The 21737-nt window shown below is 74.3% G+C and carries 22 protein-coding genes and 1 tRNA gene; 18 read left to right on the forward strand and 5 right to left on the reverse strand.

What is annotated here, in order from left to right; all coding sequences use genetic code 11:
* The 3 genes from AWH51_RS16400 to AWH51_RS00015 form a co-directional block, all read left to right on the forward strand.
* Positions 1-1744 (forward strand): ABC transporter ATP-binding protein (locus tag AWH51_RS16400; RefSeq protein ID WP_368072665.1); only part of this gene is annotated, 1744 nt, incomplete at its 5' end.
* Entirely contained in the window at positions 1720-3291 is a 1572-nt protein-coding gene (locus AWH51_RS00010; RefSeq protein WP_063070096.1) for a hypothetical protein, read from the forward strand. The genes AWH51_RS16400 and AWH51_RS00010, both read left to right, overlap by 25 nt.
* A 105-nt stretch (positions 3292-3396) precedes the next feature.
* Complete coding sequence (locus tag AWH51_RS00015; protein ID WP_063070097.1) at positions 3397-3684, forward strand: DUF3039 domain-containing protein; 288 nt, start codon at positions 3397-3399, stop codon at positions 3682-3684.
* Between the two features lie 22 nt (positions 3685-3706).
* Here AWH51_RS00015 and AWH51_RS00020 read toward each other — a convergent pair whose 3' ends face one another.
* Positions 3707-5023: a nicotinate phosphoribosyltransferase gene (locus tag AWH51_RS00020; RefSeq protein ID WP_081234702.1), complete on the reverse strand. Its 1317-nt coding sequence runs from the start codon at positions 5021-5023 to the stop codon at positions 3707-3709.
* 150 nt (positions 5024-5173) lie between these two features.
* Between AWH51_RS00020 and AWH51_RS00025 the strand changes: the two genes are divergently transcribed.
* The 5 genes from AWH51_RS00025 to AWH51_RS00045 all read left to right on the forward strand — a co-directional run bounded on the left by AWH51_RS00025 (position 5174) and on the right by AWH51_RS00045 (position 9957).
* Positions 5174-6637 carry a cryptochrome/photolyase family protein gene (locus tag AWH51_RS00025; RefSeq protein ID WP_063070098.1) on the forward strand — a complete coding sequence of 488 codons (1464 nt, stop codon included), beginning with the start codon at positions 5174-5176 and terminating at the stop codon, positions 6635-6637.
* Between the two features lie 64 nt (positions 6638-6701).
* Entirely contained in the window at positions 6702-7595 is an 894-nt protein-coding gene (gene murI / locus AWH51_RS00030; RefSeq protein ID WP_063070099.1) for a glutamate racemase, read from the forward strand.
* The gene (rph, locus tag AWH51_RS00035; RefSeq protein ID WP_063070100.1) at positions 7592-8329 is read left to right on the forward strand and encodes a ribonuclease PH; all 738 of its coding nucleotides are present in this window, start codon (positions 7592-7594) and stop codon (positions 8327-8329) included. The genes murI and rph overlap by 4 nt, the downstream gene beginning before the upstream one ends.
* Before the next feature lie 11 nt (positions 8330-8340).
* Positions 8341-8949: a non-canonical purine NTP pyrophosphatase gene (locus AWH51_RS00040; protein ID WP_063070101.1), complete on the forward strand. Its 609-nt coding sequence runs from the start codon at positions 8341-8343 to the stop codon at positions 8947-8949.
* Between the two features lie 90 nt (positions 8950-9039).
* Positions 9040-9957 carry a cation diffusion facilitator family transporter gene (locus AWH51_RS00045; RefSeq protein WP_063070102.1) on the forward strand — a complete coding sequence of 306 codons (918 nt, stop codon included), beginning with the start codon at positions 9040-9042 and terminating at the stop codon, positions 9955-9957.
* 72 nt (positions 9958-10029) lie between these two features.
* On the opposite strand, the gene AWH51_RS00050 is transcribed toward AWH51_RS00045, so the two are convergent.
* The 3 genes from AWH51_RS00050 to AWH51_RS00060 form a co-directional block, all read right to left on the reverse strand.
* The gene (locus AWH51_RS00050; protein WP_063070103.1) at positions 10030-10758 is read right to left on the reverse strand and encodes a DedA family protein; all 729 of its coding nucleotides are present in this window, start codon (positions 10756-10758) and stop codon (positions 10030-10032) included.
* Between the two features lie 128 nt (positions 10759-10886).
* Positions 10887-11810, reverse strand: coding sequence for a pyridoxal-phosphate dependent enzyme (locus tag AWH51_RS00055; protein WP_063070104.1), 924 nt, complete (start codon positions 11808-11810; stop codon positions 10887-10889).
* An 83-nt stretch (positions 11811-11893) separates the two neighbouring features.
* Positions 11894-11975, reverse strand: a tRNA-Leu gene (locus tag AWH51_RS00060).
* Between the two features lie 32 nt (positions 11976-12007).
* On the opposite strand from AWH51_RS00060, the gene xylB reads away from it, so the two are divergent.
* The 8 genes from xylB to AWH51_RS00100 all read left to right on the forward strand — a co-directional run bounded on the left by xylB (position 12008) and on the right by AWH51_RS00100 (position 18118).
* The gene (gene xylB, locus AWH51_RS00065) at positions 12008-13441 is read left to right on the forward strand and encodes a xylulokinase (protein WP_063070105.1); all 1434 of its coding nucleotides are present in this window, start codon (positions 12008-12010) and stop codon (positions 13439-13441) included.
* A 68-nt stretch (positions 13442-13509) separates the two neighbouring features.
* A complete protein-coding gene (locus AWH51_RS00070; protein WP_063070106.1) occupies positions 13510-14742 on the forward strand; it encodes a CpaF family protein in 1233 nt (410 codons plus the stop codon).
* Entirely contained in the window at positions 14739-15602 is an 864-nt protein-coding gene (locus AWH51_RS00075) for a type II secretion system F family protein (RefSeq protein ID WP_063070107.1), read from the forward strand. Before AWH51_RS00070 ends, AWH51_RS00075 begins: the two co-directional genes overlap by 4 nt.
* The gene (locus tag AWH51_RS00080; protein WP_063070108.1) at positions 15599-16549 is read left to right on the forward strand and encodes a type II secretion system F family protein; all 951 of its coding nucleotides are present in this window, start codon (positions 15599-15601) and stop codon (positions 16547-16549) included. Before AWH51_RS00075 ends, AWH51_RS00080 begins: the two co-directional genes overlap by 4 nt.
* Positions 16550-16583: 34 nt before the next feature.
* Positions 16584-16778, forward strand: coding sequence for a hypothetical protein (locus AWH51_RS00085; protein WP_063070109.1), 195 nt, complete (start codon positions 16584-16586; stop codon positions 16776-16778).
* Positions 16778-17155: a TadE/TadG family type IV pilus assembly protein gene (locus AWH51_RS00090; protein WP_063070110.1), complete on the forward strand. Its 378-nt coding sequence runs from the start codon at positions 16778-16780 to the stop codon at positions 17153-17155. The genes AWH51_RS00085 and AWH51_RS00090 overlap by 1 nt, the downstream gene beginning before the upstream one ends.
* Positions 17130-17585, forward strand: a complete 456-nt coding sequence (locus AWH51_RS15790; RefSeq protein WP_063070111.1) for a hypothetical protein — start codon at positions 17130-17132, stop codon at positions 17583-17585. The genes AWH51_RS00090 and AWH51_RS15790 overlap by 26 nt, the downstream gene beginning before the upstream one ends.
* Positions 17582-18118: a pilus assembly protein TadG-related protein gene (locus tag AWH51_RS00100; protein ID WP_063070112.1), complete on the forward strand. Its 537-nt coding sequence runs from the start codon at positions 17582-17584 to the stop codon at positions 18116-18118. The genes AWH51_RS15790 and AWH51_RS00100 overlap by 4 nt, the downstream gene beginning before the upstream one ends.
* Before the next feature lie 90 nt (positions 18119-18208).
* Here AWH51_RS00100 and AWH51_RS00105 read toward each other — a convergent pair whose 3' ends face one another.
* A complete protein-coding gene (locus AWH51_RS00105) occupies positions 18209-19507 on the reverse strand; it encodes an MFS transporter (RefSeq protein ID WP_063070113.1) in 1299 nt (432 codons plus the stop codon).
* 66 nt (positions 19508-19573) lie between these two features.
* On the opposite strand from AWH51_RS00105, the gene prfB reads away from it, so the two are divergent.
* Entirely contained in the window at positions 19574-20677 is a 1104-nt protein-coding gene (prfB, locus tag AWH51_RS00110; RefSeq protein ID WP_063070114.1) for a peptide chain release factor 2, read from the forward strand.
* Between the two features lie 75 nt (positions 20678-20752).
* A partial coding sequence (ftsE, locus tag AWH51_RS00115; protein ID WP_081234706.1) for a cell division ATP-binding protein FtsE occupies positions 20753-21737 on the forward strand: 985 nt, incomplete at its 3' end.

Consider the following 21737-nt stretch of genomic DNA (forward strand, 5'->3'; position numbering starts at 1 on the left):
CGTGGTGGTCGCCCCCACGGCGCCGCGCGTCAAGGCGCCCCGCGTCACGCCGCCCGCCGCCCGTCCGGCGGCCCCGAGCGAGGACGGCGCGGACGGGACGGCGGCCTCGTCCACGCGATCCCCGCGCGTGCGGAAGCGGACCCGGGTGCAGCGTCCGGCCGGAGCCACCGCGGTCGACGCCGGTCCGGACGCCACGACGTCCGACGACGAGCAGGGGCCATCGGTCCCCGCGACGGTCGATGCGTCGGCGGAGGGCGCCGGATCCGTCGCCGCGACGACCGAGCGCGACGACGCCGTCGCGGAGCTGCGGGGGATCCTCGACGCCGCCGAGCAGGAGCACGCCGCACGTGCCGGAGGCGAGGATCCGCACGACGACGACGCCGCCGACGACGCCTCGGCCGACGACGACGTGCCCGTCGTGGCGGACGTGCTCGTCGTGGACGAGGCCGTCGGAACCGCGGACGCCCTCCCCGGCGATGCTCCATCCGGGGACGCGGCAGCCGCCGACGACGGCGCCGACGAGGGCGCTGAGGCCGTCGCGGAGCCCGGTGATGGCGTGCAGCACGACGACGCCCGGGCCCCGTCGGGGTCCGACACCGGCGCGGCGGACGCGGCTCCCGATGACGCGACTGCGTCCGGCGAGGCGACCGCGTCCGGCGAGGTGACCGCGACCGACGACGTGACCGCGACCGACGAAATGACCGTGACAGTGAACGACGACGTGACCGCGACCGACGATGCGACCACGTCCGAGGCGGAACCGACGGCAGGGGAGCAGGGCGAGCCCGAGGGGGGACCCGAGACGGAGCCCGCCGACGGGAGCGCCGCCGCTGCGGATCCCGCGCCGGAGCCCCCGCGCGTCGTCACCGTCCGCACCGACAGCCTCACCGCGCCGCGATCGCCGCGGGCCGGCCTCGCGCGGGTCGACGAGACGGCGCTCACGCCCTCCGTCCGCGGCGACCGGGCCGCCGCGCCCGAGCTGGGCGACGAGGTCCTCGTCATCCAGGGGCTCACCAAGCGCTTCGACGAGAAGGTGGCCGTGGACGAGGTCGCGCTCACCGTCCGCGCGGGCTCCTTCTACGGCATCGTCGGGCCGAACGGTGCGGGCAAGACCACGACCATGTCGATGGTCACGGGACTCCTGCGCCCCGACGCCGGAACGGTCTCCGTCAACGGCATCGACGTCTGGCGGGAGCCGCTCACGGCCAAGCGCAGCATCGGCGTCCTCCCCGACCGGCTGCGCCTCTTCGACCGCCTGACGGGCGCGCAGCTCCTGCACTACTCGGGGGCGCTCCGCGGGCTCGACGCGGCGGAGATCCGCGACCGCTCGGCCGACCTCGTCGCCGCCTTCGGGCTGGAGGACGCCGTCGGGCGTCTGGTCACCGACTACTCGGCCGGCATGGCCAAGAAGGTCGCGCTGGCCTGCGCGATGATCCACTCCCCGCGCCTGCTCGTGCTCGACGAGCCGTTCGAGTCGGTCGACCCCGTGTCGGCGGCGAACATCGTGGAGATCCTGCAGGACTACGTGGCTCACGGCGGCACGGTGGTGCTCTCCAGCCACGGCATGGACTTCATCCAGCGCATCTGCGACCACGTCGCGATCATCGTCAACGGACGCGTGCTCGCCGCCGGCACCATGGACGAGGTCCGTGCCGGGCGCACGCTCGAGGAGCGCTTCGTGGCGCTGGCCGGCGGTCGACGCACGGCGGAGGGGTTCTCGTGGTTGCACTCGTTCTCCGACTGAGGCTCGCCCTCCTCGCCAACGCGTTCCGCCGGAGCCCGTGGCAGGTGCTCGGGCTCGTCGTCGCCGCCGTGTACGGGATCCTGGTCACGGTGCTCGCGATCGGCGCCCTGGCAGGCCTCCGCGACGCGGACGTCGCCTCCGCGCGCGACATCGTCGTCGCCGGGGGAGCGCTCGTGGTCCTCGGGGCGCTCGTGGTGCCGCTCGTGCTCGGTTCCGACGACGCCCTGGATCCCCGAAGATTCGCGCCCTACGGACTCGAGCCGCGTCCCCTGGCCCTGGCTCTGGGCGTCGCCGCGCTCGTGAGCGCTCCCGGCGCGGCCCTCGTGGTGGTCGCGCTGACCACCGTCGTGACGTGGGCCCGCGATCCCGCGACCGCCCTGGTGGCGATCTTCGCCGCCGCGGCCGCCGTCGTGACCTGCGTGCTCGTCGCGCGGCTGAGCACGGTCGCCGCATCGGTGCTGCTCAGCACGCGCCGCGCGCGGGAGGCGACGGGCCTCGTCGCGGGGCTGGTCGCCGTGCTCCTCGTCCCCGTGGTCGTCGCCCTCGCGCAGGCCGACCTCCTCGACGACGGCCTCCGGCCGGTCCGGGGTCTCCTGGGCGTGCTCGCCTGGACCCCGATCGGGGCCGCGTGGGCCGCTCCCGCCGCCGCCGCCGCGGGCGACGCCGGCGGGGCGCTCGGCATGCTCCTCGTCGCGCTCGCCTCCGCGGCGCTCCTCGCGCTCCTCTGGACGCGGGCCGTCCCGTGGTCCCTCACGGCACCGGATCGGGCGCGCGGCGGCCGGACGCAGACCGGCCTCGGCTGGTTCGGCCGCTTCGGCGCATCGCCGGCGGGGGCCGTGGCCGCGCGCAGCATCACCTACTGGGTCCGCGACCCCCGCTATCGTGCGACCCTCGTCCTCATCCCCGTGCTGCCGCTGGTCCTGCTCGTCCCGCTCGTGATCGTGGACGTCGACGCCCACGTGCTCGCGCTCGTCCCGCTGCCGGTCATGGCGCTGTTCCTCGGCTGGAGCGTCCACAACGACACGGCCCACGACCACACCGCGGTGTGGCTGCACGTGGTGTCGGGGATCCGCGGCACGGCGGACCGCATCGGGCGCCTCGTGCCGGTGCTCGCCATCGGCGTGCCGCTGGTCGCGATCGGAGCGCCGCTCAGCGCCCTCGGCTTCGGCGACCCGGCGGTGCTGCCGTCGGTCGTCGGCGTCAGCGGCGGCGTGCTGCTCGCCGGGGTCGGGCTGGCGTCGCTGTTCTCGGCGCGCTTCCCCTATCCGGCCTCCCGGCCCGGGGACAGCCCGTTCCACGCGCCGCAGACGGTCGGCGCCGGCGCGTCGACCGTGCCGACGCTGACCTTCATCGCCACGGTCGTGCTGGCGCTGCCCTCCGTGTGGCTCGGTTGGCTCGGGCTCGTGCACGGCGGCGCCTACCCGACGTGGTCGCTCGTCGTGGGCCTCGGGATCGGCGTCCTCGCGCTCGTCGTGGGGGTGGTCGGCGGCGGTCGCGTCTTCGAGCGCCGCGGTCCCGAGCTGCTGGCCTTCGCGCAGCGCCACTGAGCCCGGGCAGCGCCACTGAGCCGGGTCAGCGCCGCTGAGCCCGGTCCGCGGCACGGGCGTGCCTCCGCCCGGGTCGCGGTGGGCGGGGAAAAGTACACTGGGACGATGGTCATCCTCAGCATCGAACAGTCCCCCGGGAGCCCCACGCAGGGCGGCGGAACCGACACCCTCGACCGCGAGCTCGAGGAGCTCCTCGAGCAGGAGACGATCGAGCCCGGCGATCACGAGCGGTTCTCGCACTACGTGAAGAAGGACAAGATCCTCGAGTCCGCCCTCAGCGGCAAGCCCGTCAAGGCGCTCTGCGGCAAGAAGTGGCTGCCCGGCCGCGACCCCGAGAAGTTCCCCGTGTGCCCGGACTGCAAGCGCATCTACGAGGGCATGAAGCCCGAGTAGACCCGGATCGACCCCCGCGGCATCAGGCGGGCGCGCCCTCCTCGGTGGGGATGGCCGGGTCGCCGGCTCGCAGCCGGAACGCCTGCGCCGGCAGGTCCCGCACGACGCTCGCGTGGTGCGCGCGGGCCGCGGCGGTGCCCTCCGCCCCGAGCCAGCGGGGGTCCGGCTCGCCATCCTCGACGAGCGTGACCAGGAGGTCGCGGTCGCCCGGCCGCGGATCCGGGTGCGGCCCCACCGTGACGAGCTCGGCCGTCGCGATGCCCTCCGCGTCATGCCGCCGCAGCGCGCCCTTGAGGCCGCCGCGGCTCTGCTTGCCGGTGGAGCGCTTGGCGACGGCCACCCACTCGCCCCGCCCGCCGGCCTCGCGGTGGGCGACGAGCTTGAAGACCATCCCGGCGGCGGGGGCGCCGGAGCCGGTGACGAGCGACGTGCCGACGCCGTACGAGTCGACGGGGGAGGCGGCCAGGCCCGCGATGCCGTGCTCGTCGAGGTCGTTGGTGACGGTGATCCGCGTGCCCGTGGCGCCCAGCGCGTCGAGCTGCGCGCGCACCTCGCCCACGAGCACCGGCAGGTCGCCGGAGTCGAGTCGCACGGCGCCGAGGCCCGTGCCCGCGACGCGGACCGCGGTCTCGACGCCCTGGCGCACGTCGTACGTGTCGACGAGGAGGGTGGTCGCCGCTCCGAGCGCGTCGACCTGCGCGCGGAAGGCCTGCTCCTCGGTGTCGTGCAGGAGCGTGAAGGAGTGGGCGGCCGTCCCCATCGTCGGGACGCCCCACGTGCGGCCAGCCTCGAGGTTGGAGGTGGCGCTGAAGCCCGCGATGAAGGCGGCGCGCGCGGCCGCGACGGCCGAGCGCTCGCCCGTGCGGCGCGATCCCATCTCCGCGAGGGGACGTCCGCCAGCCACCTGGACCATGCGCGCGGCCGCGCTCGCGACCGCCGAGTCGTAGTTGAGGACGCTGAGCACGAGGGTCTCGAGGATCACCCCGTCGGCGAAGGGCGCCTCGACGGTGAGCAGCGGCGATCCGGGGAAGTGGATCTCGCCCTCCCGGTAGCCGGTGATGCGGCCGCGGAACCGGTAGTCGGCGAGCCAGGCCAGCGCCTCCTCGCCGACGACGCGCTCGGAGCGCAGGTACTCGAGCTCCGCGTCGCCGAAGCGGAAGTCGCGGATCAGCTCGAGCAGACGGCCGGTGCCGGCGACGACGCCGAAGCGACGGCCGCTCGGCAGGCGGCGGGCGAAGCATTCGAAGACGCACTCGCGGTCGTGGGTCCCCGCCTTCAGCGCTGCGTCGAGCATCGTGAGCTCGTACCGGTCGGTGAGGAGGGAGGTCGCCTGGTGCACGCCCCCAGCCTAGGGCGGCGCCCTCGCGGCCGGCCCGTCGCGGTGGCGCGTCGGGGTGGTCGCGCCGCGGTGGCGCGTCGCCCGGAGGCGGGCCGGTCGGCCGGGCGCACGCGCCGCGCCGGTGTCGGGGGTCCGGCCTAGGGTCGCAGCATGCAGCGCACCCGATGGATCCTGGCCGACCAGCTGGGCGAGCACTTCGACGACGGCGGGCCCATGCTGCTCATCGAGTCGCGGGGGCTGCTGGCCCGGCGCCCGTACCACCGGGCGAAGGCGCACCTCATCCTCTCGGGCATCCGGCACCGCGCCCGGGCCCTCGGCGACCGGGTCGAGTTCCACCAGGTGGAGCACTACCGCGACGTGGTCACGGGTCGCGACGACCTCGAGGTGGTCGACCCCACCTCGCGCGGGCTCCGTCGGCTCGTGGCGGAGATCGGGGCCGAGGTGCTGCCGAGCCGCGGCTTCGTCACGAGCGAGCAGGAGTTCGCCGAGTGGACGGCGGGCCGCACGTCGAACCGGCTGGTGATGGAGGACTTCTACCGCTGGTCGCGCGCCCGCACGGGCATCCTCATGGACGGCGACGACCCGGTCGGCGGCCGCTGGAACTACGACCACGACAACCGCGAGCGGCCGCCGAAGGGCGCGACGAGCCTCGGCCTGCCGGAGCCCTGGTGGCCCGAGGAGGACGACATCGACGCCGAGGTGCGAGCCGACCTCGACCGGTGGGAGCACGAGGGGCTGATGCGGTTCGTCGGCGAGGACGGCCCGCGCAGGTTCGCCGTCACGCCGGAGGAGGGGCGCCTGGCCCTCGAGGACTTCGTCACGACCCGGCTCAACGACTTCGGCCCCTTCGAGGACGCCTCCCTCGCGGGCGACTGGACCATGGCGCACTCGTTGCTGAGCGCCACCATGAACATGGGCGTGCTGGATCCGGCGGACGTCATCGAGCGCATCGTCGCCGAGCACGCCGCGGGCCGCGCGCCCATCCGGAGCGTGGAGGGCGTCGTCCGGCAGATCATGGGCTGGCGCGACTACGTGTGGCACCTCTACTGGGCCTTCGAGCACGACTACACGTCGCAGAACCGGCTCGACGCGCATCGGGGCGTGCCCACCGCGCTGCTCGAGCTCGACGCGTCGGGCATCGAGGCCGCGTGCCTCGCCCACGTGGTCGACAAGGTCCGCACGCACGGGTGGGCGCACCACATCGAGCGGCTGATGATCCTCGGCAACCTCGCGCTCCAACGCGGCTACGACCCCGCGGCCATGAACGACTGGTTCATCGACTCGTTCGTCGACGGCACCCCGTGGGTCATGCCCGCGAACGTGGTGGGCATGGCGCTGCACGCCGACGGCGGCCGCATGGCGACGAAGCCGTACGCGGGAGGCGGCGCCTACATCGACCGGATGACCGACCACTGCGGAGGCTGCCCGTTCGACCCCAAGGTGCGCGTCGGGCCCACGGCGTGCCCGTACACCGCGGGCTACTGGTGGTTCCTCGATCGCAACCAGGGCCGCTTCCGCGGCAACGCGCGCATGGCCCAGCCGCTCGCGGGTCTGAAGCGGCTGACCGACCTGCCGGAGCTGGTCGCCCAAGAGGACGCGCGGCGGTCCATGTGAGCGGTGGGTCGCCCGGGCCCGTCCTGCCGCCGGTCGGCGTGCGGCCCGCCGGTAGGCTGGCGGGATGAGCGACGCGCCGATCGGGATCTTCGACTCCGGCGTCGGCGGCCTCACCGTCGCCCGCGCCGTGACGACGCTCCTCCCGCGCGAGTCCATCGTCTACATCGGCGACACCGCCCACACGCCCTACGGCGACAAGCCCATCGCCGACGTCCGCCGGTACGCCCTCGCGGTGCTCGACGACCTCGTCGAGCGCGGCGTGAAGCTCCTCGTCATCGCCTGCAACACCGCGTCCGCCGCCATGCTGCGGGACGCGCGCGAGCGGTACGACATCCCGGTCGTCGAGGTGATCCAGCCGGCCGTCCGCACGGCCGTGAGCGTCACCCGCAACCACCGCGTGGGCGTCATCGCCACGCACGCCACGGTCACGAGCCGCGCCTACGACGACGCCTTCGCGGCGGCGCCGCACCTCGCGCTCACGTCCGCCGAGGCCCCGCGGTTCGTGGAGTTCGTCGAGCGCGGCGAGACCTCCGGCCCCGAGCTCATGGCCGCCGCGGAGGAGTACCTCGCGCCGCTGAAGGCCGCGGGCGTCGACACGCTCGTCCTCGGCTGCACGCACTACCCGTTCCTCGAGGGGGCGATCTCGCTGCTCATGGGCCCCGAGGTGACGCTCGTCTCGAGCGACACCGAGACCGCCAAGGACGTCTACCGCGAGCTGGTGTCCGCGGGCCTCGAGCGCCGCTCCGACACGCCCCCGGTGATCCGCTACGAGGCCACCGGCGGCAGCGCGTCCGACTTCGAGACGCTCGCGCGCCGGATGCTCGGCACGGGCGTCACGCACGTCGAGCTCGTCGAGACCGGCGCCATCCAGCTTCCCCGCCCGCCCCGTCCGCACGCGGTGACGCGTCCGGCCGACGACGGCACCCCCACCCCCGACACGAGCCGAGGCCGCACATGACCGACGACACCCCCCGCCACGACGGCCGCACCGCCGACCAGCTGCGCGAGATCACCATCGAGCGGAACTGGAGCGAGCAGGCCGAGGGATCCGCCCTCATCTCCTTCGGGCGCACCCGCGTGCTTTGCACCGCCTCCTTCACCAACCGCGTGCCGCGCTGGAAGGCCGGCAGCGGCCAGGGCTGGGTCACCGCCGAGTACGCGATGCTGCCCCGCGCCACCAACGAGCGCATGGACCGCGAGGCCGTCAAGGGCAAGGTCGGCGGCCGCACGCACGAGATCTCCCGCCTCATCGGCCGCAGCCTCCGCGCCGTCGTCGACATGAAGGCGCTCGGCGAGAACACGATCGTCATCGACTGCGACGTCCTCCAGGCCGACGGCGGCACCCGCACGGCTGCCATCACCGGCGCGTACGTCGCCCTCGCCGACGCGCTCGAGTGGGGCCGCGAGCGCAAGTTCATCGGGCAGAAGGCCACCCCGCTGAAGGACAGCGTCGCCGCGGTCTCCGTCGGCATCGTCGACGGGAAGCCGCTGCTCGACCTCGCCTACGTCGAGGACGTGCGCGCCGAGACCGACATGAACGTCGTGATGACCGGCAGCGGCTCGTTCGTCGAGGTCCAGGGCACGGCCGAGGGCGCGCCCTTCGACCGCGCCGAGCTCGACGCCCTCCTCGACCTCGCGCTCGGCGGAGGCACCACGCTCACCGCCCTGCAGGCGCAGGCGCTCGGGCGCTGAGGATCCCGCCCGTGATCCCGCTCGTCCTCGCCACCCACAACGCCCACAAGGTCGAGGAGCTGCGCCGGATCCTCGGGGCGCGCCTCGACGGCATCGACCTCGTCGCCTACGACGGCCCGGAGCCCGTGGAGGACGGCACGACCTTCGAGGAGAACGCGCTCATCAAGGCCCGCGCCGCCGCGCTCCACACGGGCCGGGCAGCGCTAGCGGACGACTCCGGCATCGGCGTCGACATCCTGGGCGGGTCGCCCGGCATCTTCTCGGCGCGCTGGGCCGGCCCCGCGCGCGACAGCCGCGCCAACCTCGAGCTGCTCCTCTGGCAGCTCGGCGACGTGCCGGACGCCCATCGCGGCGCGCGCTTCACGTGCGCGGCCGCCCTCGTGGTGCCGACGGCCGACGGCCTCGTCGAGCGCACGGCCGTCGGCGTGTGGGAGGGGTCCGTGCTCCGCGAGGTCGCGGGCGAGGGCGGGTTCGGCTACGACCCGGTCTTCCGTCCGGCCACCGGCGGCGCGAGCGCTGCGGCCCTGAGCGCGGACGAGAAGAACCGCGTCAGCCACCGCGCGCTCGCGTTCGACGCCATCATGCCGGTGGTGCGGCGGGAGCTCCTCGGCGAGGACTGAGGCGCTCTCCCGGAGCTGCTGAGAGCGGGAGTCGTTCCCGACTGCGCCCCGGGCTGGATCCGCGTGGTGACGGGCCCGTACGGTGGACGCATGGCCCCCGGACCGCACGACCACGGCGCGGCCACCACCGACCGTCGTCGCCTCGTCGTCGCCCTCGGGATCACCGCCCTCGTGCTCGTGGTCGAGGTGGTCGGCGCGCTCGTCTCGGGGTCCCTGGCCCTCCTCGCGGACGCGGGCCACATGACGAGCGACCTCCTCGGCCTCGGCATCGCGCTGGTCGCCACGATCGTCGCCGCCCGACCCGCGACCGACCGGCACACCTTCGGCTTCCAGCGCGGCGAGGTGCTCGGCGCGCTCGTCAACGGCCTGATCCTGGCGGTCGTCGCGGTCTATGTGGCCGTGCAGGGCGTCCAGCGGCTGCTCGCGCCGGAGGGCCCCGAGATCGACCCGGGCGTGATGCTGGCGGCCGCGGCGCTGGGCCTCGTCGCCAACGTCGCCGCGCTCCTCGTGCTGCGCGGGGGAGCGGAGCGCTCGATCAACCTGCGCGGCGCGTACCTCGAGGTGCTCGGCGACGCGTTCGGCTCCGTCGCGACCATCGTCGCCGGGCTCGTCATCGCGCTCACGGGCTTCGGCCGCGCCGACGCGATCGCGTCCCTCGTCATCGCCGCGCTCATCGTCCCGCGCGCCGTGGTGCTGCTGCGGGACGTGCTGCGGGTGCTCGCCGAGTCGACGCCCGTGGGCACCGAGCCCGAGCGGATCCGCGCCCACCTGCTCGAGACCCCCGGCGTCACGGCGGTGCACGACGTGCACGTGTGGGCCATCACCTCGGGTTCGCCCGTCTTCACCGCCCACGTCGTCGTCGAGCAGGAGGTGTTCCGCGAGGGCAGGACGGGCGAGCTGCTCGACCGGCTCGCCAGCTGCCTCGACGACCACTTCGACGTGGAGCACAGCACGTTCCAGCTGGAGCCGGCGGAGCACGCGGGGCACGAGCACCGCCACCACGTCTGACGCGGGCGGTCGCGGCCGCGCGTGCGCCGGCAGCCGCCCCTCAGCCCGGCGGATCCGCCGTCGGGGAGCGCCTCAGCGCCGGGGATCGTTCGTGGCGTCCTGGTCGAAGCTCTCGGGCGCCAGCGCGAGGTCCTCGCCGTCGTGCGCGACGCCGGCCGCCTCCTCGTCGCGCGCGTGCTTGCGGGCGCGGAGGAAGTGGATCAGGGTGGGCACCGCGGTGACGACGACCGCGCCGAGCAGCACGTAGTCGATGTAGTGCGTGACGAAGTCGCGGATGGGCGGGAAGCCGTTGAGCAGGTGTCCGAGGTAGGTGAGCCCGGCGCCCCAGATGATGGCGCCGATGGCGTTGTAGAAGGAGTACTTGCGGTAGTCCATGTGGCCGACGCCCGCGGCGATGGGCGCGAACGTGCGGATGATCGGCACGAAGCGCGCCGCGATGACCGCGAGTCCGCCGAACCGGGCGAAGAACGCGTTCGTGCGCACCACGTTCTGTCGGCTGAAGATGCCGGAGTCCTTGCGCTCGAAGACCCGGGGGCCCGCCTTGTGGCCGATGAGGTACCCGACCTCTCCGCCCGCGAACGCCGAGAACGCGATGGCGAGGCAGATCCACCAGATGTCGATGCCCGTGATGCCGGGGAGCGTGAGGCCCGCGATGACCAGCAGCGTGTCGCCTGGGAAGAGGAAGCCGAAGAGCAGGCCGGTCTCGGCGAAGATGATGAGGCAGATCCCGACGAGGGCGAATCCCCCGAACGACTCGATGAGGGTCGTCGAGTCGAGGAAGTCGAAGAGCTGGGGATGCACGTGTGGGGCTCCAGTCGTGGTGGGCCGCGACGACGGGATCGATCGACCGGCGGCAGAGCACAGGATAACGGGAGCCGCCGCGAGCGCGCCGAGTTCCCGCCACCCCCCGGTCGAGGGGCGCCGCGTCCTCAGCCGCCGAGCTCGGCGTGCCCGAACAGGCCGGGCACGCCGCCGGAGTGCCAGAGCACGACGCGGTCGTCCGGACCGATGGACCCGGCGCGCACCGCCTGGACCAGCCCGGCGGCAGCCCGCGCGGTGTAGGTGGGGTCGAGGAGGATCCCGGTGGTCCGGGCGACGAGGGTCAGCGCGGCGCGCGCGTCATCGGTGAGGTGCGCGTACCCGGGGCCGACGCGGCCCGCGTCGATGCGGAGCCGGTCGGCGGAGATGCCCGTGCCGCGCTCCGCGAGGAACCCCGCGACCACGTCGCGCGGCTCGGCGACGGCCCCGCAGTGCACGCCGAGGACGCGCTCGGGGCCGAGGGCCTCGACGAGGCCGGCCATGGTCCCGCCGGAGCCGAGCGCGACCACCACGTGGTCGACCTCGCCGACCTGCGCCGTCAGCTCGCGGCCCGCGTCGACGAAGCCCTGCACGGAGTGCGCGTCGGATCCGCCGAACGCCACCCGGTGGACGCGCGCGCCCGCCGACTCGAGCGCCGCTACGACGGACCCGGCGCGCGTCTCGGCGCTCTCGTCCCCCGACCAGACGATCCGCGCCCCGTACAGCGCGTCGAGCAGCACGTTGCCGCGCTCGGCGACCGCGTGCCCCTCGAGCACGAGCACGACGTCGAGCCCGAGGGCGGCGCCGGCCGCGGCCGTCATGCGCGCGTGGTTGCTCTGCGCGGCGCCCGTGGTGACGACGGTGTCCGCCCCGCGTGCGACCGCGCGCCCGAGCGAGCGCTCGAGCTTCCTGGCCTTGTTGCCGCCGCCGCCCCAGCCGATGAGGTCGTCCCGCTTCATCAGCAGCCGGTCGGGCCGGAGCCCGACGGCCTCGGCGAGCCGCGGCACGGGGTGCACGGGCGTCGGTTCGGTCCAGAGGCGGAGGCGGTCGTCCACGGGTGCTCCTCGTCGCGGGTCGGAGCGTCGCGGCCGGGCGGATCCGCTCCCCGTCGATCGTGGGCGGGCGGGCCTCGCCCTCGTGCGGGAGAAGGGACTTGAACCCTCACGCTCGAAAGCACAGGAACCTAAATCCTGCGTGTCTACCGATTCCACCACTCCCGCGGGTGCCCGACCAGCTTAGGACGCCCCCTAATATGTTGATCGTGACAACGAAGACACTGGTAGCAGGCATCGACTCCTCCACGCAGAGCTGCAAGGTGGTCGTCCGCGACCTCGACTCGGGCGCCCTCGTGCGCTCCGGCCGCGCGTCCCACCCCGACGGCTCGGAGGTGGATCCCGCCCGCTGGTGGGACGCCCTCCTCGCCGCGATCGCCGATGCGGGCGGACTCGACGACGTCGCCGCCGTCTCCGTCGGCGGCCAGCAGCACGGCATGGTCTGCCTCGACGAGGCCGGCGCCGTCGTCCGCGACGCGCTCCTCTGGAACGACACGCGATCCGCCCAGGCCGCCGCCGACCTCCGCGACGAGCTCGGCGCCGAGGCCTGGGCGAGCGCCCTGGGCGTCGTCCCCGTCGCGTCCTTCACCGCCACCAAGCTCCGCTGGCTGCGCGACGCCGAGCCCGAGAACGCGGCCCGCGTCGCGGCCGTCGCCCTCCCGCACGACTGGCTGACCTGGCGTCTCCTCGGCCACGGCGTCGGATCCCCGGACCTCGCCGCCCTCGCCACCGACCGCTCCGACGCGAGCGGCACCGCGTACTGGTCGAGCGTCACGGGGGAGTACCGCCTCGACCTGCTGGAGCGCGCGCTCGGCCGCGTCGTCGGCCTGCCGCGCGTGCTCGGCCCCGGCGAGTCCGCCGGCGTCACGGGTGACGGCATCCCCGGCGTCCCTGCCGGCATCCCCGTCGGCCCCGGCGCGGGCGACAACGCGGCCGCCGCGCTCGGCCTCGGCGCGGTGCCGGGCGACGTCGTCGTCTCCATCGGCACGTCCGGCACGGTGTTCGCCGTCACGGCGGATCCCATCACCGACGCGTCCGGCACGGTCGCGGGCTTCGCGGACGCCACGGGCAACTTCCTCCCGCTCATCGCGACCCTCAACGCGGCCCGCGTGCTCGACGGCGGCGCGCGCCTCCTCGGCGTCGACCACGCGAGGCTGTCGGACCTCGCGCTCGAGGCCCCCGCGGGATCCGACGGCCTCGTGCTCCTGCCCTACTTCGAGGGCGAGCGCACCCCGAACCTCCCCGACGCGACGGCGTCGCTGCACGGCATGACCCTCCGCAACTCGACGCCGGCGACCATGGCCCGCGCGCACGTCGAGGGCATGCTGTGCGGCCTGGCCGACGGCCTCGACGCGATCACGCGCCAGGGCGTCGAGGTGGAGCGCGTGCTCCTCATCGGCGGCGGGGCGAAGAGCCGTGCGGTGCGGGAGATCGCGCCGACGATCTTCGGCGTCCCGATCCACGTGCCGGACGCCGGCGAGTTCGTGGCCGACGGCGCCGCGAAGCAGGCCGCGTGGATCCTCACGGGCAGCGTCCCCGAGTGGCCCCTCGCGGGCGCCGAGGTCTTCGACGCGCCGGGCGTGCCCGCGGTGCGCCAGGCGTACGCGGCGGCGAAGGCGGAGCTGGGGTACTGAGGCCGGTCGTGCCGTAGCGGCGCGACCTGTGGACGGCCCGTGCGGGATCGGGTCCTGATCAGCATCCTGTGCGGGTGCAGACGCGGACGCCCCTCGACATCATCTCCGGACGCGTGCGGGAGCGCCTGCGCGACGAGGCTGCTCCCGACGCCGCGGGCACGGCGGCCGTGGTGCGCGAGGAGGTTCGGCGCTTCGCGGAGCAGGCGCTCGGATCCGATGTGCGCCTCCTCGACGACGAGTCCGCGACCGAGCGCGAGGTGCTGGCGCGCATCACGGGCTTCGGCGCCCTGCAGCCGCTGCTCGATGACGACACGATCGAGGAGATCTGGATCAACGCGCCCACGCGCGTGTTCGTGGCCCGCTCGGGCGTCCCGGAGCTGACCTCGCTCGTCCTCTCGGACGCGGAGGTGCGCGACCTCGTCGAGCGGATGCTGCAGTCCTCCGGCCGCCGCGTCGACCTCTCCACGCCGTTCGTCGACGCGTCCCTGCCCGACGGGTCGCGCCTGCACGTGGTCATCCCGGACGTCACGCGCCGACACTGGGCGGTGAACATCCGCAAGTTCTCCCGGCGGATCCGGGACCTCGACCACCTCGTGGCGCTCGGCAGCCTGCCGCTGCAGGCCGCGGAGTTCCTGCGCATGAGCGTGCGGGCCGGGCTGTCCATCGTCGTGAGCGGGGCCACCCACACCGGCAAGACCACCATGATCGATGCGCTGCTGTCCGCCGCCCGCGCCTCCGACCGCATCGTCACGGTCGAGGAGACGTTCGAGCTCGATCCCGCGGGTCGGGACGTCGTGGCCATGCAGTGCCGGCAGCCGAGCCTCGAGGGCTCGGGCGAGATCACGCTCCGGCGCCTCATCAAGGAGGCGCTGCGGATGCGGCCCGACCGGCTCGTCGTCGGCGAGGTGCGCGAGGCCGAGTGCCTCGACCTCCTCATCGCGCTGAACTCGGGCGTTCCGGGCATGTGCTCCCTCCACGCCAACAGCGCGCGCGAGGCGCTCGTGAAGATGTGCACGCTGCCGCTGCTCGCCGGCCGCAACATCGACTCGGCGTTCGTGGTGCCCACGGTCGCGAGCTCGGTCGACCTCGTCGTGCACCTCGAGGTGCGGCCCTCGGGTGCCCGCCGCGTGGTCGAGATCCTCGCGCCCGGCGGCCGCCATACCGGCATGGTCATCGAGGCCAGCTCGGTCTTCGCGCTGGATGACGGCGTGCTCACCGCGACGGGCGGCCAGCCGGCCCACCTCGCCAAGTACCACGCCGCGGGGCTCGATCCGCTCCGCGTGCTGGTGGGGGCGCCGTGAGGATCGCGCTCGGCCTCGCCCTCGGCGCCGGCCTGGTGCTCATGCTCGCCCCGCGGCTGTGGCCCGGGACGCCCGAGGCATCGGGAGGGCGCAGAGGAGCGGCGGATGCGGTGCACGACCGCCTGACCCACGCGGGCCTCGCGAAGGTCTCCGTCAGCTCCTTCCTCGCGATCTCCGCGCTCGTCGGCCTCGCGGCCGGTGTGCTGGTGGAGGCGCTGCTGCGCGTGGACGGCGCCGCCGTCGCGGCGGGGGTCGCGGGCACCGCCCTCCCGTGGATCGCGGTGGGCGCGCGGTCGGCGTCGCGTCGCCGGGCGTACCGCGCCGTCTGGCCCGACGTCGTCGACCACCTCGTGAGCGCGGTGCGCGCCGGCATGGGCCTGCCGGACGCGGTCGCCTCGCTCGCTGAGGCCGGGCCGGCCGTGCTGCGACCGGCCTTCCGCGCGTTCGCCGCCGACAACCGCACCACGGGCAGCTTCGCCGTCGCCCTCGACGAGCTCAAGGCGCGCCTCGCGGATCCCACGGCCGACCGGATCCTCGAGACCCTCCGCATGGCCCGCGAGGTCGGCGGCACCGAGCTGCCCGACGTGCTCCGCGGGCTCGCACGCTTCCTGCGGGAGGAGGCCGCCATCCGCAGCGAGGCGGAGGCTCGCCAGTCGTGGGTCGTCAACGCGGCGAAGCTGGGCGTCGCCGCGCCGTGGATCATCCTGGCGCTCCTCTCCACCCGCTCGGAAGCGGTCGCCGCCTACGACACGCCCACCGGCACGGTCGTCATCGTGATCGGGCTCGCCGTGTCCGCTGTGGCCTACCGGGTGATGCTCGCCCTCGGCCGCCTCCCCGAGGACCGGAGGTGGTTCGCGTGACGGGCGTCGAGTCCTGGGGCGCCGTGCTCGGGCTCGTCGCCGGCCTCGGCCTCTGGACCATGCTCGGAGCGGTGCCGAGGCTGCGTCGGGCGCGCCTGCTCGACCGCGTGGCGCCGCATGTGCTCGACGTCTCCGACGGGGCGCGCCGCCACCTCGCGCTCACCACCGTCCATCCGCTCCCGGTCCTCGGCACCCTCGGCGCCCCCGCGGTCGTGCCCCTGCGCCGCGGGCTCTCGCGCGTGCTCGGCGGCACGGAGCGCATCGAGCGGCTCCTGTCGCAGTCGGGATCTGCGGACGACGTGGAGCGGCACCGCTCTCGGCAGCTGGTCGGCCTCGTCCTGGGCGCCGCCCTCGGCGCCCTCTCCTCGGCCGTGATCGCAGGCGCCGCCCTCCTCGCAGGATCGCTCCCGCAGGCGCAGCTGGTGGTCGTCCCCGTCGTGGGCGGCATCACGGGGCTCGTGCTCTGCGACTCGGCGCTCGAGCGGCGCGCGAAGCGGCGCCTGGCCCGCATCTCGGCCGAGCTGCCGACGGTGCTGGAGTTCCTCGCGCTCAGCCTCGCCGCGGGGGAGGGCCTGCTCGATGCCCTCCGCCGCGTCGCGCGCGTGGGCTCCGGCGAGCTGGCCGCCGAGCTCGGACGCGTGGTCGGCGACGTGGGCACGGGCATCCCCGTCGCGCGCGCCTTCGACGACCTCGCGCGTCGGCTGGCGCTCCCGGCGGTGTCGCGCCTGGTCGACCAGCTCGCGGGCTCGCTCGAGCGGGGCACGCCGCTCGCGGAGGTCCTCCGCGCGCAGGCGCAGGACGCGCGGGAGGTCGCCAAGCGCGAGCTCCTCGAGAGCGCCGGCCGCAAGGAGGTGGGGATGCTCGTGCCCCTGGTGTTCCTGATCCTCCCGCTCACCATCGTCTTCGCCCTCTTCCCGGGCGTCTTCGTGCTGCAGCTCGGGCTGTAGCGCGCCACCACCATCACCGAACGAGAGGCACGACATGACCCGTCCACCCGCAGGCATCGACACGACCACGGCACCCGGCGTCGGCCTGGACGACGACCGGGGCGACGTGCCGGGCTGGGTGCTCATCACCCTGATGACCGCCGGGCTCGTCATCATCCTCTGGGGCGTCGCCGGCCCCCTGCTCCAGAACGTCTTCACCCAGGCCATCGACCGGGTCACGTCCTTCTGATGCGCGACGACCGCGGCTCGGCTCCGGCCGAGTTCGTCATGGTCGGCGCGCTGCTGGTCGTCCTCGCCCTGTCGGTCGTGCAGCTCGCCCTCGCGCTGCACGTGCGCACGACCGTGCTCGATGCTGCCGCCGAGGGAGCGCGGGTCGCGGCGCTCGCCGGCTCGACGCGCGGGCAGGGGGTCGAGCGCACGCACGACCTCATCGCGGCGGCCGTCGGCGAGCGGTACGCGGGGGACGTGACCGCGGCGACCGGCACCGTGCTCGGCCACCCGGTCGTCAGCGTCACCGTGCGCACCACGCTCCCGCTGCTCGGCCTCCTCGGCGTCGACCGCGGGCTGGAGGTGACGGGGCATGCGGCCGTGGAGCGCCTGGACTGACGACCGCGGGTCGGCCGCGCTCGAGTTCATCACCGCCGGCGTGCTGCTGCTCGTGCCGCTCGTCTACCTGGTGCTCGCCCTGTCGGCGATCCAGGGCGCGGCGCTCGCCACCGAGGGGGCCGCGCGGCAGGCGGTCCGCGTGTACGTCCGCGCCGCCGACGACGCCGCCGGGCGCCGGGAAGCGGAGGCCGCCGTCGAGGTCGCCCTCGCCGACCAGGGCGTGCCGCCCACGGGCATCGTCCTCGACATCACCTGCACGCCGGATCCGCGCGCATGCCACGTCCCGCGCTCCCTCGTGCACGTCTCCGTGCGCGTCTCCGCCGGGCTGCCGCTCGCTCCGCCGGCCCTGGGGCCCGACACGCCGGGAGCCGTGGTCGTCGCCGGCGCGGCCGACGAGCGCGTCTCCGTCTTCGCGCGGAGCGCGCCGTGATCCGGCGCATCCGCGACGGCCGGGCACCCGGGCTGCTCGGCGCGGGCGCGAGGGACGACGACGGGTCGATCCTCCTGCTCGTGATCGCGGCGTGCGCCCTCGGGCTCGCCGTGATCCTCATGGTCTCGGCGGCGTCCTCCCTCTACCTCGAGCGCGTCCGGCTCTCCGACCTCGCGGACGCCGCCGCGCTCGCCGGCGCCGAGTCCTTCGACGTCGACGGCCCCGTCGATCCGGGAGCCCTCGGCGCCGACTCCGGCGGTGCGCCGCATCCGGTGCTGACGGACGCGTGGGTGGCCGACACCGTCACGCGGTTCCTCGCCGAGGAGCCGACGGCCGGCCTGCACGACCTGCGGGTCGACGGCGCCACCTCGCCCGACGGCCGCAGCGCTCGCGTCACCCTGTCGAGCACGTGGATCCCGCCGGTCGCCTCGCTGCTCGTGCCGGACGGCATCCGCATCGACGTGACGAGCACGGCCCGCGGCGTGCTCGTGGGCCCGGGCGCGGCGACGCCGGGACCCGTGGGAGGGGGCTGAGCGGTCTCCGGCGCCCGGGCGGCCCGGGCGACGCCGCGCGGTGGTACTGATCAGGCTGGCTCGCCGCCACGGCGGTCCGCCCGAGCCCTGTCAGCGCGCGGGCCGCGGCTTCCGCGGGACGTACCTGGGCACGTACCGCACGAGGATCCCGGCGCCGATGAGCCCGAGCACCCCCATCACGCCGCTGGCGACGGCGAGCGACGCGGCACCCGTGAGCGCGGCGATGAGGAGCGGGGACGCGGCGCTGCCGGCGTCGCCCGTGAAACGCCAGGCGCCGAGGAAGGGGGCCGGGTCCTCCTTCGGGGCGAGGTCGGCGCCGAGGGTCATGAGGATCCCCGAGCCGATCCCGTTCGCGACCGACATGAACATGGCGACGCCGATGAACCACTGCACGCTCGTCGGCAGGTCGGGGGTGAGCGCGAGCACGAGGTAGCCGGCGCCGAGGCCGACCATCGACGGCACGGCGCTCCAGAGGCGGCCGAAGCGGTCCATGATCTGGCCGCTCGCGTAGAAGAGCGCGAAGTCCACGCCGCCCGCGATGCCGATGATGAGCGCCGTGTTCGTGTCCGAGATGCCGATGCTCACGGCCCACAGGGGGAGGAGCACGCCGCGGCCCGCGCGCATCGCGCCGATGAGTGCGGCGCCCGAGCCGAGCTTCACGAGCACGCCCTTGAACCGCCACAGCGTCCGCGCGAGACCGTCCGACGTCCGTGCCGGGGGAGCGGCGCCCGCGACGGACTCGTCGGCCTGCGGCTCGCCGGCCGTCGCGGGCGCGGCGCTCTGCAGGTCGGCGGCCCGGTTGCGGCGCACCACGTCCATCGGGTCGGGCAGCACGAGCAGCGTCACGGCGGCCGCGAGGCACGCGACGATGTGGATCGCGAACGCCGACTGCGACGCCCCCGTCAGGTGGATCACGCCCGCGGCGAGGAACGGCCCCACGAAGTACCCGGCCCGGAACGTGCCGCCGAGCGTCGACAGCGCGCGGGCGCGGAACGCCTGCGGCACGAAGCTCGTCATGAACGCGTGGCGCGCGAGCGCGAAGACGGCGGTCGAGACGCCGATGAGGAAGACGCCCACGCCGAGCACGAGCGGGTTCGGCGCGAGGAGGCACAGCACCAGGCCGCCGATGGAGACGAAGGCGGCACCGATCATCGCGGTCCGCTCGCCGATGCGGCTCACCACGGATCCGCTCGGGATGTCGCCCACGAGCTCGCCGAGCATGATCATGCCGCCGATGAACGCGGCGATGCCGAGCGAGGCGCCGAGGCTGCCCGCGACGATCGGGATGATGGGGATGATGGCGCCCTCGCCGATGGAGAAGAGGAGCGCGGGGAGCAGCGCCGGGAGCGCCACCGCGCGAAGGGAGAAGGGGGTCTCGGGGCTGGACATCGCCCCCGAGCCTACGCGCGGGCGGCCGGGGTCCCCGCCGGGCCTGCCGGTAGGCTGGGCGGCACCATGATCGACCAGGACTTCTCTTCGCGGATCACAGAATTGCGCGACACCTACTCCAACATCCGCTCGGTCGTCGGCGTCGAGCGCCTGCAGCAGGAGGTCGAGGAGCTGAGCGCCCAGGCGGGCGAGCCGGACCTCTGGGACGACACCGAGAAGGCGCAGAAGGTCACGAGCGACCTGAGCCACCGCCAGTCGGAGCTGAAGCGCATCGACGAGCTGCAGCGCCGCCTCGACGACCTCGACGTGCTGGTCGAGATGGCCAAGGACGACGAGGAGTCCGCCGAGGAGGCGGTCGTGGAGCTCGCCGGCATCACCAAGATCATGGACGAGCTCGAGGTGCAGACGCTCCTCAACGGCGAGTTCGACCCGCGCCCCGCCGTGGTCACGATCCGCGCGGGCGCCGGCGGCGTCGACGCGGCCGACTTCGCCGAGATGCTCATGCGCATGTACCTGCGCTGGGCCGAGCAGCACGACTACTCCGCCACCGTGCTCGACACGTCCTACGCGGAGGAGGCGGGCATCAAGTCCGCCACGTTCGAGATCGACGCGCCCTACGCGTTCGGCACGCTCTCGGTCGAGGCCGGGACGCACCGCCTGGTGCGGATGAGCCCCTTCAACTCCGCGGGCAAGCGCCAGACGTCGTTCGCCGCCGTCGAGGTCGTGCCGCTCATCGAGCAGACCGAGTCGGTCGAGATCCCCGAGAACGACATGCGGGTCGACGTCTTCCGCTCCTCCGGCCCCGGCGGCCAGTCCGTCAACACGACCGACTCGGCGGTGCGCATCACCCACCTGCCGACCGGCATCGTCGTCACCTGCCAGAACGAGAAGAGCCAGATCCAGAACCGCGCCGCCGCCCTCCGGGTGCTGCAGTCGCGCCTGCTCCTCGTGCAGCGCGAGCAGGAGGCGGCCACCAAGAAGGAGCTCGCCGGCAACATCACGGCGAGCTGGGGCGACCAGATGCGCAGCTACGTGCTCGCGCCGTACCAGATGGTCAAGGACCTCCGCACGGAGCACGAGGTCAACAACCCGTCGAACGTGTTCGACGGCGACCTCGACGGCTTCATCTCCGCGGGCATCCGCTGGCGGAAGTCGCCCGACCGCGCCTGAGAGAGTCCGGGGGACCGCCCGCCGCGGTGAGTCGATGCGGCGTTCCGGAGGTCTGGTGCCTAGGGTCGTACCGACATGATCAGGTTCGACCACGTATCCAAGGTGTATCCCGGCAACCCCCGACCGGCGCTGAGCTCCGTCGACCTCGAGATCCTCCGGGGGGAGTTCGTCTTCCTCGTCGGTGCATCCGGGTCCGGCAAGTCCAGCTTCCTGCGTCTCGTGCTCAAGGAGGACCGGCCCACGCAAGGGACGATCCACGTCCTGGGCCAGCAGCTGAACCAGCTGTCGAGCCGCAAGGTCCCGTACTACCGGCGCAGCCTGGGGGTGGTGTTCCAGGACTTCCGGCTGCTCCCGAACAAGTCCGTGTTCGACAACGTGGCCTTCACCCTCCAGGTGATCGGCAAGTCGCGCGGCTTCATCCAGGAGGCCGTCCCCGACGTCCTCAACATGGTGGGCCTCAAGGGCAAGGAGCAGCGCCTCCCGCACGAGCTCTCCGGCGGCGAGCAGCAGCGCGTCGCCATCGCGCGGGCCGTGGTGAACAAGCCGGCCGTGCTCCTCGCGGACGAGCCGACCGGCAACCTGGACCCGCTGACGAGCGCGGGCATCATGCAGGTGCTCGAGCGGATCAACGCCAACGGCACCACGGTCATCATGGCCACCCACGACTCCGGCATCGTCGACCAGATGCAGAAGCGGGTCATCGAGCTGATCGGCGGCGAGGTCGTCCGCGACGAGCTCGGCGGCCAGTACCAGACGTCCGCGATCGACCTGCCGCGCACGGCCGAGAACCCGGTCGGCGTCAACCCCGAGCACCCGCCCATCGCCGCGCCGACGCCCGTGTTCGTGCCCGCGGCGCCGCTCCCGGCACCCGTCCGGCCCACTGCGCCCGCCGCTCCCGCGACCGCCGCGGAGCGTCGGGAGCAGGCGCGCCGCGAGAAGGCGCGCCGCGCCGAGGAGAAGGTGCGCGCCAGGGAGGAGGCGACCCGCGAGGCCGCCGCCGCCAAGGCCGCGCGCACGGCGTCGAAGGAGAAGGCGCCGACCGCGGCCGCTCCGGCGCCCG

The sequence above is a fragment of the Clavibacter tessellarius genome (assembly GCF_001618005.1).
Taxonomy (GTDB): domain Bacteria; phylum Actinomycetota; class Actinomycetes; order Actinomycetales; family Microbacteriaceae; genus Clavibacter; species Clavibacter tessellarius_A.